At 72.9% G+C, this 13,570-nt stretch carries 12 protein-coding genes; 5 read left to right on the top strand and 7 right to left on the bottom strand.

Annotation, left to right across the window (positions count from 1 at the left end; genetic code table 11):
* Nucleotides 1-58: 58 nt before the first annotated feature.
* The 5 genes from ACIBA9_RS00250 to ACIBA9_RS00230 are packed head-to-tail and all read left to right on the top strand — an operon-like array spanning nucleotide 59 to nucleotide 5,554.
* Entirely contained in the window at nucleotides 59-712 is a 654-nt protein-coding gene (locus ACIBA9_RS00250; protein WP_399359116.1) for a hypothetical protein, read from the top strand.
* Between the two features lie 7 nt (nucleotides 713-719).
* The gene (locus ACIBA9_RS00245; protein ID WP_399359115.1) at nucleotides 720-1,454 is read left to right on the top strand and encodes an ABC transporter ATP-binding protein; all 735 of its coding nucleotides are present in this window, start codon (nucleotides 720-722) and stop codon (nucleotides 1,452-1,454) included.
* On the top strand, nucleotides 1,441-2,103 hold the full coding sequence (locus ACIBA9_RS00240; protein WP_399359114.1) for an ABC transporter ATP-binding protein: 663 nt from the start codon (nucleotides 1,441-1,443) through the stop codon (nucleotides 2,101-2,103). The genes ACIBA9_RS00245 and ACIBA9_RS00240 overlap by 14 nt, the downstream gene beginning before the upstream one ends.
* The gene (locus ACIBA9_RS00235; protein WP_399359113.1) at nucleotides 2,100-4,751 is read left to right on the top strand and encodes an FtsX-like permease family protein; all 2,652 of its coding nucleotides are present in this window, start codon (nucleotides 2,100-2,102) and stop codon (nucleotides 4,749-4,751) included. Before ACIBA9_RS00240 ends, ACIBA9_RS00235 begins: the two co-directional genes overlap by 4 nt.
* A gap of 56 nt (nucleotides 4,752-4,807) precedes the next feature.
* Complete coding sequence (locus ACIBA9_RS00230; RefSeq protein ID WP_399359112.1) at nucleotides 4,808-5,554, top strand: response regulator transcription factor; 747 nt, start codon at nucleotides 4,808-4,810, stop codon at nucleotides 5,552-5,554.
* A gap of 44 nt (nucleotides 5,555-5,598) precedes the next feature.
* Here the strand turns inward: ACIBA9_RS00230 and ACIBA9_RS00225 are convergent, their stop codons facing one another.
* The 7 genes from ACIBA9_RS00225 to ACIBA9_RS00195 all read right to left on the bottom strand — a co-directional run bounded on the left by ACIBA9_RS00225 (nucleotide 5,599) and on the right by ACIBA9_RS00195 (nucleotide 13,550).
* Nucleotides 5,599-6,537 (bottom strand): YbhN family protein, encoded by a 939-nt coding sequence (locus tag ACIBA9_RS00225; RefSeq protein WP_399359111.1) that lies wholly within the window; start codon nucleotides 6,535-6,537, stop codon nucleotides 5,599-5,601.
* Between the two features lie 5 nt (nucleotides 6,538-6,542).
* Entirely contained in the window at nucleotides 6,543-8,030 is a 1,488-nt protein-coding gene (locus ACIBA9_RS00220; RefSeq protein WP_399359974.1) for a hypothetical protein, read from the bottom strand.
* Between the two features lie 170 nt (nucleotides 8,031-8,200).
* Nucleotides 8,201-8,869: a response regulator gene (locus ACIBA9_RS00215; protein ID WP_399359110.1), complete on the bottom strand. Its 669-nt coding sequence runs from the start codon at nucleotides 8,867-8,869 to the stop codon at nucleotides 8,201-8,203.
* Nucleotides 8,866-10,167 (bottom strand): sensor histidine kinase, encoded by a 1,302-nt coding sequence (locus ACIBA9_RS00210; RefSeq protein WP_399359973.1) that lies wholly within the window; start codon nucleotides 10,165-10,167, stop codon nucleotides 8,866-8,868. Before ACIBA9_RS00210 ends, ACIBA9_RS00215 begins: the two co-directional genes overlap by 4 nt.
* Nucleotides 10,168-10,195: 28 nt before the next feature.
* Complete coding sequence (locus tag ACIBA9_RS00205) at nucleotides 10,196-11,035, bottom strand: ABC transporter permease (RefSeq protein WP_362152100.1); 840 nt, start codon at nucleotides 11,033-11,035, stop codon at nucleotides 10,196-10,198.
* Entirely contained in the window at nucleotides 11,032-11,976 is a 945-nt protein-coding gene (locus ACIBA9_RS00200) for an ATP-binding cassette domain-containing protein (protein WP_399359109.1), read from the bottom strand. Before ACIBA9_RS00200 ends, ACIBA9_RS00205 begins: the two co-directional genes overlap by 4 nt.
* A 299-nt stretch (nucleotides 11,977-12,275) precedes the next feature.
* Complete coding sequence (locus ACIBA9_RS00195; RefSeq protein ID WP_399359108.1) at nucleotides 12,276-13,550, bottom strand: hypothetical protein; 1,275 nt, start codon at nucleotides 13,548-13,550, stop codon at nucleotides 12,276-12,278.
* Nucleotides 13,551-13,570 lie beyond the last annotated feature (20 nt).

Raw genomic sequence — 13,570 nt, 5'->3', positions numbered from 1 at the left:
CCTCCTAGCGTCGGTGCCATGACCGTCCGGTCCGAGGACCCCCTGGAGGACAGTGGCCATGGCAGCACACACAAGGACGTACGCGGTGGTCGGGCTCACCCTCGTGGCGGCGGTGACCGCAGGCTGTTCCAGTTCGGGTTCCGGTTCCGGGTCGCACGCCGGCTCCGGTGGCCCCGCGGCCGGTGCGACCACCGTGAGCGGACGGAACAAGCCGGCGCCGGCGCCCACCGAGTCCAACCCGCCCGGCGACATCCCCGACAACCAGGTGTACGTCTCCTTCCATCCGAGCGGCGGTCCCTTCACGGGCTTCACCCTGAAGGTGCCCGAAGGCTGGGCCCGCACCAGCCAAGGCGGCACCACCGCGTTCACCGACAAGCTCAACACCGTCAAGATCACCGCGGTGTCCGCCTCCGCCGCACCCACGGTCCGCTCGGTCACCGACACCGTCGTACCCCGACTCCGCAGCCAGGTACCGAAGTTCGCCTCGCCCAAGGTAGGTGAGGTGACGCGGCACGCCGGCCGGGTGGTCCTGCTGACCTATCAGGGCGACTCGGTGAAGGACCCGGTCACCGGCAAGGTGGTGCGGGACGCTTTCGAGCGGTACGCGTTCTACCGCGCGGGGCACGAGGTGGACCTGACCCTGTCGGGGCCGGTCAAGGCCGACAACGTCGACCCGTGGCGCACCGTCAGCGACTCCTTCACCTGGCGGTGAGTGCCTCATGTCCGGCGGCACACGGACCGGCGGCGCCGCCGGCGACGTCCTGACGGCCCGCGAGCTCTACCGCTTCTACCGGGCCGGGGAGGAGGAGACGCTCGCGCTGCGCGGGGTGTCCCTGAGGGTGCGGCGCGGTGAGACGGTCGCGGTCGTGGGCCCGTCCGGGGCCGGCAAGTCGACCCTCCTGGCCTGTCTGGCCGGACTCGACGAGCCATCCGGCGGCGAGGTCCACGTCGACGGCGTACGGATCAGCCATCGGCCCGAGACCGAGCGGGCCCGGCTGCGGGCCCGCCACATCGGCGTCCTGCTCCAGTCCCGCAACCTGCTGCCGCACCTCAGCGTGCGGGACAACGTCCGGCTGCCGCAGCGGGCGCGGGGCCGCAGGGCCTCCGTCCCGGCCGGGGAACTGCTGGCCCGGGTGGGGCTCGCCGACCGGGCGCACGCCCTGCCGCGCCAGTTGTCCGGCGGAGAGCTGGCGCGGGCCGGGCTCGCCGTCGCGCTGGCCAACTCGCCCGCCGTCCTGCTCGCCGACGAACCGACCGGGGAACTCGACGGCGAGACAGAGCAGTTGGTCCTGGCGATGTTGCGGGAGCGGGCCGCGGAGGGGTGCGCGGTGCTGATCGTCACGCACAGCCGAGAGGCTGTCCGCATCGCGGACCGGGTGATCACCCTGACGGATGGGAAGGCCACCGACGCGCGGCGGCAGGACCACGAGGAGGCACCCGATGCAGTCGGATGAGGTACTTGTCAGCTGCGCGGACGCGGCCCTGACCTTCGGCCGGGGGCCTCAGGCGATCGTGGCCGTGCACGGGGCCGACCTGGAGATCCGGGCCGGGGACCGGCTCGCGGTCGTCGGCCCCTCGGGGTCGGGCAAGAGCTCGCTGCTGCACCTGCTCGCCGGGCTCGAACAGCCCACCAGCGGCACCGTCACCCGGGCCGACTCGCTCGGGCCGTACGACATCGGTCTGGTCTTCCAGGGCGACAGCCTGATACCAGCCCTGAACGTGGCGGAGAACACCGCGCTGCCCCTGGTCCTCACCGATCGTCCGGAGGGCGAGGCGCGAGTGTGCGCGCTCGCGGCACTCGCCCTGGTGGACGCCGCCGATCTGGCCGACCGGCTCCCCGAGGAGATCTCCGGCGGCCAGGCCCAGCGGGTGGCCGCCGCCCGGGTGCTGGCCCAGGCGCCGCGTCTGATCCTTGCCGACGAACCCACCGGGCGCCTCGACCACGCCACCGGCACCCGCGTCCTGGACGCCCTGTTGACGGCCGCCGACCACACCGGCGCGGCCCTCGTCGTCACGACCCACGACCCCGCCGTCGCCGCCCGGCTCGCCATCCGCCGCGGCATGCGCGACGGACGACTGCTCACACCCGAGGAAGTGTCGTGATCACCACATGGGCGAGTGGCCTGGCCCGCCACCGCACCGGACGGCTGCTGGCCGCCCTGACCGGCATCGCGCTCGCGGTCGCCCTGGTCGCCGCGCTCGGCTCCTTCCTCACCGCGTCGAAGGCGACCATGACCCAGCGCGCCGTACGCTCGGTCTCCGTGGACTGGCAGGTCCAGGTACAGCCCGGTGCCGACCCGCATTCCGTCCTGTCCCTGGTCGCCGGTGCTCCGGGCACCCGCGCCGCCCTGCCCGTCGGCTTCGCGCACACCAGCGGCTTCACCGCCCGCGAGCAGGGCAGCACCCAGACCACCGGCCCCGGCATGGCCCTCGGCCTGCCCGACGGCTACCGCGCCCGCTTCCCCGACGCCCTGCGCACGCTCTCCGGCTCGTCCACCGGTGTCCTGCTGGCCCAGCAGACCGCGTCCAACCTGCACGCGGCCCCGGGCGACACCATCGGTGTCCGGTTTCCCGGCGCCGGTCTGCGGCAGGTGAAGGTGGACGGTGTGGTCGACCTGCCGCAGGCCGACTCCCTCTTCCAGACCGTCGGCGCCCCGAGCCAGTCCCAGCCGACCGCGCCCCCGGACAACGTCGTCCTGCTGCCCGCCGCCCGGTTCGCCGCCCTCACTCACGGCGCCACCGGCGTCACCACCCAGATCCACGCCGCTCGGGACAACAGCCGGCTGCCCTCCGACCCGGCCTCCGCGTACTCCGCCGTCACCGGCGCCGCCCACAACCTCGAAGCCCGCTCCGCCGGCACGGCCCTGGTCGGCAACAACGTCGGCGCGGCGCTCGACTCGGCCCGCCAGGACGCCCTGTACGCCCAGATCCTCTTCCTCTTCCTCGGTGTGCCGGGTGCCGTGCTGGCCGCCGCGCTGACGGCGGCGGTCGCCTCGGCCGGCGGCGAACGGCGCCGCCAGGAACAGGGGCTGCTTCGGCTGCGCGGGCTGCGGCCGCGGCAGATCACCGCACTCGCCGCCCTGGAGGCCGCCCTGATCGGCCTCGTGGGAGGTCTGGCCGGGCTGGGCCTCGCCGCCCTCACCGGGCGTCTCGCCTTCGGCACGGCCTCCTTCGGGGCGAGCGCGCGAACCTGGTCCGTCTGGTACGCCGTCGCCTTCCTGCTGGGAGCCGCCGTGGCCGCGGGTGCGGTCCTCGTCCCCGCCCTGCGGGACCTGCGCACGGTCACCGTCGCCGACACCCGCAAGCAGGAGGACGTACGACGCTCCCGATCGCCCTGGTGGATGCGCTACGGCCTGGACTTCGCCCTCCTGATCGGCTCGTGGCTCATCTTCCGCGCCTCCTCCGGCAACCAGTACGCGCTCGTCCTCGCGCCCGAGGGCGTCCCCAGCATCTCCGTGTCGTACTGGGCCTTCCTCGGCCCCGCTCTGCTGTGGATCGGCGCGGCCCTGCTGCTGTGGCGCCTCACCCTGCTCGCCCTCACCCACGGCCGACCCGCCCTGGCCCGGCTGGTCAGGCCGCTGACCGCGACCCTGGCCGGCACCACCGCGGCCGTCCTGGCCCGGCGCCGCCGCCCATTCGCCCGGTCGGTGGTCCTGCTCGCCCTCGCCGTCTCCTTCGCGATCTCCACCGCCGTCTTCAACGCCACCTACCACCAGCAGGCCGAGGCCGACGCCCGGCTGACCAACGGCGCCGACGTCACCGTCACCGAACCCCCGGGGGCCCAAGTCCCGCCCGCTGCCGGAGCAGCGCTGAAGATCTCCGGCGTACGGCACGTCGAACCCCTCCAGCACCGCTTCGCCTACGTCGGCTCCGACCTGCAGGACCTCTACGGCGTCCGACCGGACAGGGTCGCCAAGGCCACCTCGCTCCAGGACGCCTATTTCGCCGGCGGCAGCGCAGACCAGCTGATGCGCCGCCTCGCCCAGCGCCCGGACAACCTCCTCGTCAGCGTCGAGACCGTCAACGACTTCCAGCTCTCCCCCGGCGACACCGTCAACCTGCGCGTCCAGGACGCCCGCACCAAGTCCCTGCGCACGGTCCCCTTCCACTACGCGGGCATCGCCAAGGAGTTCCCCACCGCCCCCAAGGACAGCTTCTTCGTCGCCAACGCCTCCTACATCGCCAAGGCCACCGGCGACGACTCGGTCGGCGCCTTCCTCCTCGACACCGGTGGCACGAACCAGCAGCAGATCGCCGCCCATCTGCGCAAGCAGCTCGGTACCCGGGCCACCGTCACCGACCTCACCCGGACCCGCGGCACCGTCGGCACCAGCCTGACCTCCGTCGACCTGGCCGGCCTCACCCGTATCGAGCTCGCCTTCGCCGTCCTGCTCGCCGCCGGAGCCGGCGGCCTGGTCCTCGCCCTCGGACTCGCCGAACGCCGCCGCACCTTCGCCATCGCCACCGTCCTCGGGGCGCGACCGCGTCACCTGCGCGGCATGGTCCTCTCCGAGGCCCTGCTGCTGGCCTTCTGTGGCCTGGCCGGAGGCGCCCTCATCGGCTGGGCCCTGTCGGAGATGCTGGTCAAGGTCCTGACCGGCGTCTTCGACCCGCCACCCGCCGCCCTGTCGATCCCCGGTGCCTACCTGGCGCTCACCGGAGCAGCCGCCCTCGCCGCCATCCTGGCCGCGGCCCTCAACGGCGTCCGCGGCAGCCACCGCCCCGCCGTGGAGGAGCTCCGCGACCTGTGAACACGGCGTACACCCACGACGGGCCCCTCACCCCGGCGGCTCCTAGGCTGTCGAGCATGCGCACGCCCGCCGCTCCGGACCGCAGCCGACTGCGCGTCCTCGTCGTCGAGGACGACGACACCATCGGCCGTCACCTGGAAACCGGCCTGCGCGGCCACGACTACGCCCCGACGTGGTGCCGCACCGGAGCGGGCGCCCTGACGGAGGCCGGGCGGGCACCGTACGAGGTACTGCTGCTGGACCTGGGGCTGCCTGACATGGACGGCCTGGACGTCGCCCGGCAGCTGCGCGCCCGCCTCCCCGACCTGCTGATCGTCGTACTGACGGCGCGGACCGACGACATCGACATCATCGCCGGGCTGGACGCCGGAGCCGACGACTACCTGGTCAAGCCGTTCAGCCTGACCGTGCTGCTCGCCCGGCTGCGGGCTCACCTCAGACGGCACGTGGCAGCCGTACCGGCCCGGGAGCCGGTGCGGCTGGGCGACCTGGTCGTCGACCTGGCGGCCCGGCGCTGTGCACTGCTCGGTGTCGACGTTCCGTTGCGGGCCAAGGAGTTCGACCTGCTCGCGGTGCTGGCCGAGCGGGTCGGCGAGGCGGTCTCGCGCGAGACGCTGATGGCCGAGGTGTGGGACGAGAACTGGTTCGGCTCCACCAAGACCCTCGACGTGACGTTGGCGGGCCTGCGCCGCAGACTCACCGAGGCGGCGCGGGCGGAGGGGCGGCAGGCCCGGCTGCCCCGGATCACCACCTTGCGGGGGCACGGGTACCGGATGGAACGGCAACCGGATCCGCCGGACTGAGAACGCGCGCACGGCCCCGCCGGTACGGCGGACACTTCGCCGGTTCACAACGCCGAGCGGCGGACCAGCAGCGCCAGGACCAACAGCCCGGGGGCCAGCGGCAGCCATCCGGTCAGCAGACGGTAGCCGAGGACCGTCGACACCGCTTCCGGTCCCGGCGCGCCGGCCGCCGTGAGCGCGAGCGCGAGCGCGGCGTCCAGCGACCCCAGCCCGCCCGGCGTGGGCAGCAGCGCCGCAGCGCCACTGGCGACCAGGTAGGCCGTCACCACGCGGCTCACGGGTAGGCCCATACCGATCGCGTGGACCACGGCGACGACCACACCGGCATGGAGCAGAGCGAACGCGACGGACCCGCCCCAGAGCGCACAGGCTCGCGCCGGGCTCCGGTGCACGTCCCGCACGTCGGCGAAGGTCCCTCCCACCACTCGTCTGAGGCGGCCGCTGATCGCGACCGCCAGGACGACGGCTGCGGCCGTCACCGGCAGCAGGACCAGCACATGCGGAACCCGCGCGGAGAGACGGACCGTGCCGGGCGAGGCGACCAGCAGGGCCACGCCCAGCGCGCACCGGGCGATGGAGCCGACGGCCGCCTTCACCGCCAGCGCGGTCGCCGAGCGCCGAGTGGACAGCCCGCACCGGGTCAGGAACCGCAGGTTGACCACCGCCGCTCCGGCCCCTGCCGGAAGGAGGTGGTTGGCGGCGCCGGCCGCGAACTGCGCCGCCACCAGCCGCCCCCTGGGCAGCCGTTCGACCACCGCCCCCTGCTGTGCCACGGCCGCGCACACCCAGGTGGCCATGGCGGCGACGCAGGCGAGCACCAGCCACTCCCCGTCGGCGGCCGCCAGTCGGTCGGCGCCACTGTCCAGCGTGGCCCGGTGCGCGGCGAGCATCCCGCCGGCGGCGGCGAGTGCGATCAGGGTGATTCCCAGCTGGATGTACAGGCGCCTGCCCACGGTGGCCGGCAGGCTCTCGGCCTCCGTCACGGCGGTCACCTCCCCCGCCGTCCGTCGGGGGCCACGTACGCCCGAAGACCGCCGGCCTTCTCCTCGGGCCAGGTTTTCGCGTACGCGGGCGGGCGGCTGCCCGGCGGGACCAGGACGGCGAAGGACGTGCGGTGAGCGGCACGTGTCAGCTCGGCCACGGTCATGCTGGCGTCATGCCCCGTCGTCTGGGCGGAGCCGCAGCCGGCGTAGAAGGCGATCGGCACGGCGTCGTAGCCGCTGAGCAGGCACGGCGGGCGTACGCCGAGCGTGCGCAGGGCGGCGACGGTGCGGGACCAGTCGGCGTGGGAGGCCTCGGAGCCGTGCACGGTGTGCTCCAGCACGGCGTATTGCACGGCCAGGTGACCCGCCGCGGCGATCGCCGCCAGGCTGACGGCGACGGTTCGCGCGAACCGGCCGACCGGGGCCGTGACCAGGTGGGCGAGGCCACGGGCGACGGGGAGGGCGAGCAGGGCGTAGGCGGCCAGCAGAAAGCGGGGGGCCGCGTAGCCGATGAGGAACAGGTAGGGGACCGCGGCCGTGACGGCGCAGGCGAGCGGAAGCAGAACGGGCAGCGCCCGCCGGGCGCGGACGGCGACCACGGCGCCCAGGGTGGCGAGGAGCGGCAGCGCGAACCACCACAGGGTCACCACCGGGCTGGGGGCCGATCCGGTGCAGGGGCGGCACAGAGTACGTCCGCCGAGACTGCGCAACTGGTCGGCCACCGCGAGGTGCCAGCCGAGGCCGCCCTGGATGGCGGAGGCGGCGGACAGTCGCTGGGCGAGGCCGCCGTAGCTCGTGTACGCCTCGATCACCCACTCGCCGGCACCCGCCATCAGCCCCAAGCCCAGCACCACGAGAAGACGCGGGCGGCGCAGGGAGAGGACGAGCAGGGGCAGCACGACGTAGACCGCGTCCATCGGGCGCATCCACGCCATCAGCGCCGCGCTCGCGAAGAGCCCCCACCAGGCCGGGCCGTCCCGTGCGTCGGCGCGGGCGCGCAGGAAGCAGCCGACGCAGGCCAGGGCGCCGACTGCGACCCAGCAGTTGGGCATGGCCTGGGGGCCGTAGAACAGGGTCACCCACAACGAGGCGAACAGGGCACCGGCCAGGGCCAGGACGCCGGGCCCGAGCCGGTCTCGCCATACCCGCAGGGCGAAGTAGAGGGCCAGACCGGAGAGGACGGCCAGGTAGATCCGGAGCAGGACGGTGGAGTCGGACCACGAGGCGATCGGCGCGACGAGGAGCGAGATGCCGCGGGAGCGGGGCGCGCTGAAGTAGGCGGCGGGCACGTGACCGCTGACCTGGCTGACGTAGACCGTCTCGTCCCAGCCGAGCCCGAGACCGGGCCGTACGAGGAGGAGCTGGGCGAGTGTGAAGACGGCCGCGACCGCTCCGAGCCGGGGCTCGCCCCGCGAACGCCGAGCCCGGATGGCCGGCGCTGGGCGGCCGGTGCGAGGGACACCGGTCGTCGTGGCGTTCGAGCCGTCGGCCATCTCGCGCCTCTCTTCCTCGCACGCCATCGGGATCCGGGTCCTCCTACAGCTCGTAGGAGGACGTCTCATATTACGGTTCACAGGGTGAGAGACGGGTGAGAGACGCCTCGGCGCTTCCCGCGAAGCGCCGGCACCGCGGGCGGCGGCCGGCGCCTCACCTCCGGCTCCCGTCAGCCGGCACCGGGGCGGGCGATCCCCTGGTCGTAGGCGAAGATCACGGCCTGGACGCGGTCGCGGGCACCGATCTTGGCCAGGACGCGGCCGACGTGCGTCTTCACGGTGGACTCGGCCACGACGAAGCGGGCGGCGATCTCACCGTTGGTCCAGCCCTTGCCGATGGCGACGAGGATCTCGCGCTCGCGTTCGGTGAGGGCGGCCAGTCGCGGGTCCATGCCCGCGTCACCCCTCTTCGCGGGCACGTAACGGGCGTACTCGTCCAGGATGCGACGGGTGAGGGCCGGCGCGATCACCGCGTCACCGCCGGCGACCGCACGGATCCCGGCGAGGAGTTCCTCGGGGCGCGCGTCCTTCAGGAGGAAGCCGCTGGCGCCGGCCCGCAGGGCGGCGTGCACATACTCGTCGACGTCGAAGGTGGTCAGCACGAGGACACGGGAACGCCCCCCGGCCTCGGTGATCCGGCGGGTGGCCTCGATGCCGTCCATGCCGGGCATCCGTACGTCCATCAGGACGACGTCCGGGCGCAGTTCGGCCGCCTTGCGGACGGCCTCGGTGCCGTTCGCGGCCTCGCCCACCACCTGCGTCTCGGGAATGGAGTCGAGCAGCACCCGGAAGCCGTAACGCTGGAGCTGCTGGTCGTCGACGACAAGCACGGTGGTCACCGGTTACCTGCCTGGGGTGTCAGGTCGAGGGCGGCCTCCACGGCCCATCCCCCGTCGGCCGCGGGTCCGGCGCTCACGGTCCCCCCGTACAGCGCCGCGCGTTCGTGCATACCCACCAGTCCGTGTCCTTCCTCGTTCCGTGGTCCGGGGTGTCCGGCCGGCCCGTTGTCGCGGATCCGGATGACGAGCCGTTCGTCCTCGACGACGACCGAGAGGTTGACCCGGGTGCCGGCGCCGGCGTGCTTCAGGGTGTTGGTCAGGGCTTCCTGGACGATGCGGTAGACCGTGAGCTGCACGCCCCGGTCCAGGGCGTCCACCTCGCCGACGGTCCGGTAGACGATCTCCAGTCCCGCGGTGCGTACGCCGTCGCACAGCGTCTCGATGTCCGCGAGGCCGGGCTGGGGGCTGAGTTCGGGCGTCCGGCGGGCACCGTCCGACGCCTCGCGCAGAACGCCGAGCACCCGGCGCAGCTCGCCGAGGGCCGTCCGGCCGGTGTCGCCGATGAGCTGGAGCGCCTCCTTGCCCCGTTCGGGTGCGGTGTCGGTGGCGTACGCGCCGGCGTCGGCGAGGGTGATGATGACGGACAGGTTGTGGCCGACGATGTCGTGCATCTCCCGGGCCACCCGCGCGCGTTCCGTGGCGGTCGCGAGTCTGATGCGCTGGTCGCGTTCCGTCTCCAGCCGCGCCGCCCGCTCCCGCAGCCCCGCGAGCTGCGCCCGCCGGGTGCGCACCGTCAAACCGACCGCCAGGGCCGCGGTCGCGGTACTCAGCAGGAAGAACAGGGCGTCCCAGACGGACACGGCCGGCGACACGCGTACCGCGACCAGCACCATCCCCGCCGCCATCACCGCGCCCGCCCACGGCAGCCGCCGCAGCTGCCCGTGCAGGGCCAGGCTGTACAGGGCCACGAACAGGGCGACGTCCGCGCGCAGCGCGGCACCCAGCGACCACTGCAGGACGAAGACGGCGGCGATGGCGAAGAAGGCCGCCATGGGCCGGCGCCGCCGCCACAGCAGCGGCAGCACCAGACCGGCCTGCAAGGCCAGCACGGCGGCCAGGGGAAGCTGGGTGAAGACGAGCCGGAACCTGTGCCGGGCGTCGCCGTCCCCGTCCCCCGCGCCGCCGTGGTGCAGCAGGTCCGGCAGGCAGAACATGAGGAAGACCAGCGCCGCCACCGCGGTGTCCAGTACCCACGGATGGGCGCTGTCCGCCTGCCGCAGCCGCTGGCCGACCCGGGCGAGCCGGGCGGCCGGCGCTACTGTTCCGCCGGTGTCCCCGGCGGAGGTGGTCGTCGTCAAGGTGGTCACCTGCCCATGGTGCGGGCCGTCAGACGTCGCTGCGCACCAGCCGGTACGCCGCCCCCGCCAGTGCGAGCACCGTCCAGCCGAGGAAGACCAGCAGCCCGGCGCCCGGTGACAGCGTGGTGGAGTCGTGGGTCAGGGCGAACATCGACTCGCCGGCGTTGCTCGGCAGGTAGGGGCTGATGTCGTCCTGCCAGGAGCTGGGCAGCAGGGAGACCAGCCCGGGGACCAGCATCAGGGAGGCGACCAGCACCGAGATCCCGCCGGCCACCGACCGCAGCAGCGCACCCAGGGCGGTGCCGATCACGCCGACCAGACCGAGGTAGAGGCCCGCGCCCAGCAGGCTGCGAACGACTCCCGCGTGCGTCACGCTCATCGCGGCCGGGGTGCCGGAGACGATACCGCTGCCGAACCCGAAGGCGACGAACGCGCCGAGGGTGCCGACGACCAGCGCGACCAGCCCGAACACGGCCGCCTTCGACCAGAGCACCGGCAGTCGGCGCGGCACGGCCGCGAGCGTCGAGCGGATCATGCCGGTGGAGTACTCCCCCGCCGTGACCAGCACGCCGAGCACGCCGAGGGCCAGCTGGGCGAAGTTGGTACCGAAGAGGGACAGGCTGACGGCCGTCGCGGTGGCGAAGTCCCGGTCCCGGTGCGGGGAGCCGATGCCGGACTTGTAGTGGTTCGCGGCGATCAGACCGAAGGCGACGAGGAAGAGCAGGCCGAGGCTCAGGGTGATCCAGGTCGAGCGCAGCGACCACAGCTTGGCCCACTCCGAGGCCAGCACACGCCGTCCCGTCACTCGGTAGGCGGGGCGGGCCGGGGCGGCCGGGGGCGTCTCGACGGTCGCGGTGAGCGTGCTCATGCGGTCCTCCCGACGGGCTCGAGGGTCTCGACGGTCGCGGAGCCGTGGTACTCCACGGCATCCCTGGTCAGGTCCATGAACGCCTCCTCCAACGACACGGTCCGCGCCGTCAGTTCGAACAGCGCGATCCCGTGCTCGGCCGCCTTCAGACCGATCTCCCGGGCACTCACCCCGGTCACCTGAAGCTCCTCGGAGCCGGCCCGGCCCGTGATCTCGACCCCCGGAGCGGCCAGTGCCTCCCGCAGCCGTGCCGGATCCTGGGTGGCCACCTGCACCGTGTCGCCGCCGGCCTCCCGGACCAGGTCCCGCACGGTGGTGTCGGCCAGCAGTCGCCCGCGCCCCACGATGATGAGATGGTCCGCGACCAGCGCCATCTCACTCATCAGGTGAGACGACACGAACACGGTCCGTCCCTCGTCGGCGAGCGCCTTCAGCAGGTTGCGGATCCAGAGCACGCCCTCCGGGTCGAGCCCGTTGACCGGCTCGTCCAGCATCACCGTCTGCGGATCGCCCAGCAGGGCCGCCGCGATACCGAGCCGCTGCCCCATGCCGAGGGAGAAGGCACCGGCCCGCTTCCTCGCCACACTGCCCAGCCCCGCCATTTCGACGACCTCGTCGACCCGGCGCCGTGGAATCCCGTGCGTCAGGGCGAGTGCCAGCAGATGGTTGTAGGCCGAGCGGCCCGGATGGATCGACTTCGCCTCCAGCAGCGCCCCCACCTCCTGCAGCGGCGCCCGGTGGTGGGCGTAGCGGCTTCCGTTCACCGTGACGGAGCCGCTGGTCGGGGCGTCGAGTCCGACGATCATGCGCATGGTCGTGGACTTCCCCGCGCCGTTGGGCCCCAGGAAGCCCGTCACCGTGCCCGGCTTCACGGTGAAGTCCAGCCCGTCGACGGCCGTCTTCTCCCCGTACCGCTTGGTCAGCTGCTGTGCGTCGATCATGCGCGTCTCTTCCTGTCGGAACCGGCGTCCGTCTGTCGCCCTCGACGCCTCACCGACAACGCTAGGAGGCGAGACACCCCGATCCGGTGGTACCGCGGACCGATCCACGTCCGCGGGGTCGTACCGCGGTACTACGCTCCACCACACCCTCGGTCTCACCGTTCAGGCCGCGTCCGGGCCCGGCGCCCCCGACGCGTCGACGACCATGGCGTCACGGATGCCGTGCCCCGCGGGAGCGTGATCGGCGGCGGGAGCGTGATCGGCGGCGGCCTCGGGTAAGCCGCCGCCGATCAGGTCCGTCAGCGCATGTCCGTGAGGAGGGTGCCGAGTTCGGCCTCCTGCCGTGCCGGCGACATCGGCGGGTTCGGGTGGTCGATACCGAAGGTCTTGAGAACCTGGTCCATCTGGGCGTCGAGGAACGTCCATCCGGTGTTGTCCAGCGGCTGCAACGAGGCCTGGTCGGCATCCCAGAGGTCGCGCAGCGACTGGGCAGCCGCGTGGGCCCCGCTCGCGTTCCCGGACCGCGCGTCCTTGAGTGACGTCGAGGCGAGTTTCCTCAGCGCGTCGACCTTCGTGGACGGGAACTTCTTCACGGCCTGGCCAGGGGCGAGATGAACGGTGGAGGTGGCGTCGGTCTCCGGCGCCGGGCCGACGTGCGGCTGGCCGTGAGCCCAGACCAGCAGGGCCCCGGTGGCGACGGCGAGGAGGCCGAAGCCCGCCAGCGCGATGCGCTCCCTGCGCGGGTCGGCGGTGGTCTGCGGAGTGTGCGTGGCGTCGTGGATCTCGGTCACGTCGGAGCGCGTCACCGTCAGGTAGATGACGGTCGCCAGGATCAGGCCAAGGAAGATCAGACTGGTGGTGAAGGTACCCAGCGCGAGGCCGGTCGGCTCGCCCGGCGGAGCGGCCTTCGGGGAGGCGAGCCAGTCGCCGATGTTGGCGCCCAGCGGGCGGGTCAGGATGTAGGCGAGCCAGAAGGACAGTACCGGGTTCGCGCCGAACTTCCACAGCAGCGTGATCGCCGCGATGAGGCCGAGCGGCAGCAGGACCGAGACTCCCGGGCTCCAGCCGGTGAGCTCGAGGGTCCAGTCGCCGGTCGCGGTGCCGAGCGCGAAGGTGACGAGCACGGCGAGCCAGTAGAACGACTCACGCGGCAGCGTCGTGACCGAGTGGATCGAGAGGGTGCGCTCGCGCAGCCACCACACGCCGAAGACCACGGCGAGCAGGACCGAGAACACCGCGGAGCTGATCCACAGCGGCACGTTGAGCTGGTCGGTCAGGATGTCGGTGTACAGCGTGCCCGTGACACTGACAACGACCACGGTCAGCCAGTACGGGAACGGGACGTACCGCTTCAGTCGCAGCTGGACGCCCAGAACCACCACGAACACCGCGGTGAAGATCCATGCCGTGTTCACCAGGCCGACGCCCAGCTTCATGTTGATCCAGTCGGCGAAACTCTCACCGACGGTCGTGCACAGGATCTTGATCACCCAGAACCAGAGCGTGACCTCGGGAACCTTGTTCAGCATCAGCCGCCCGCTGCGCTGCGTGCGGGCTTCGCTCGTCGTTGTCATGCGACGAGGTTGACCCGGCC

Source organism: Streptomyces sp. NPDC051452 (genome assembly GCF_044454765.1).
Lineage (GTDB): Bacteria > Actinomycetota > Actinomycetes > Streptomycetales > Streptomycetaceae > Streptomyces.
The sequence above is the reverse complement of the archived record's forward strand: the minus strand, read 5'-3'. Positions and strand labels throughout refer to the sequence as shown.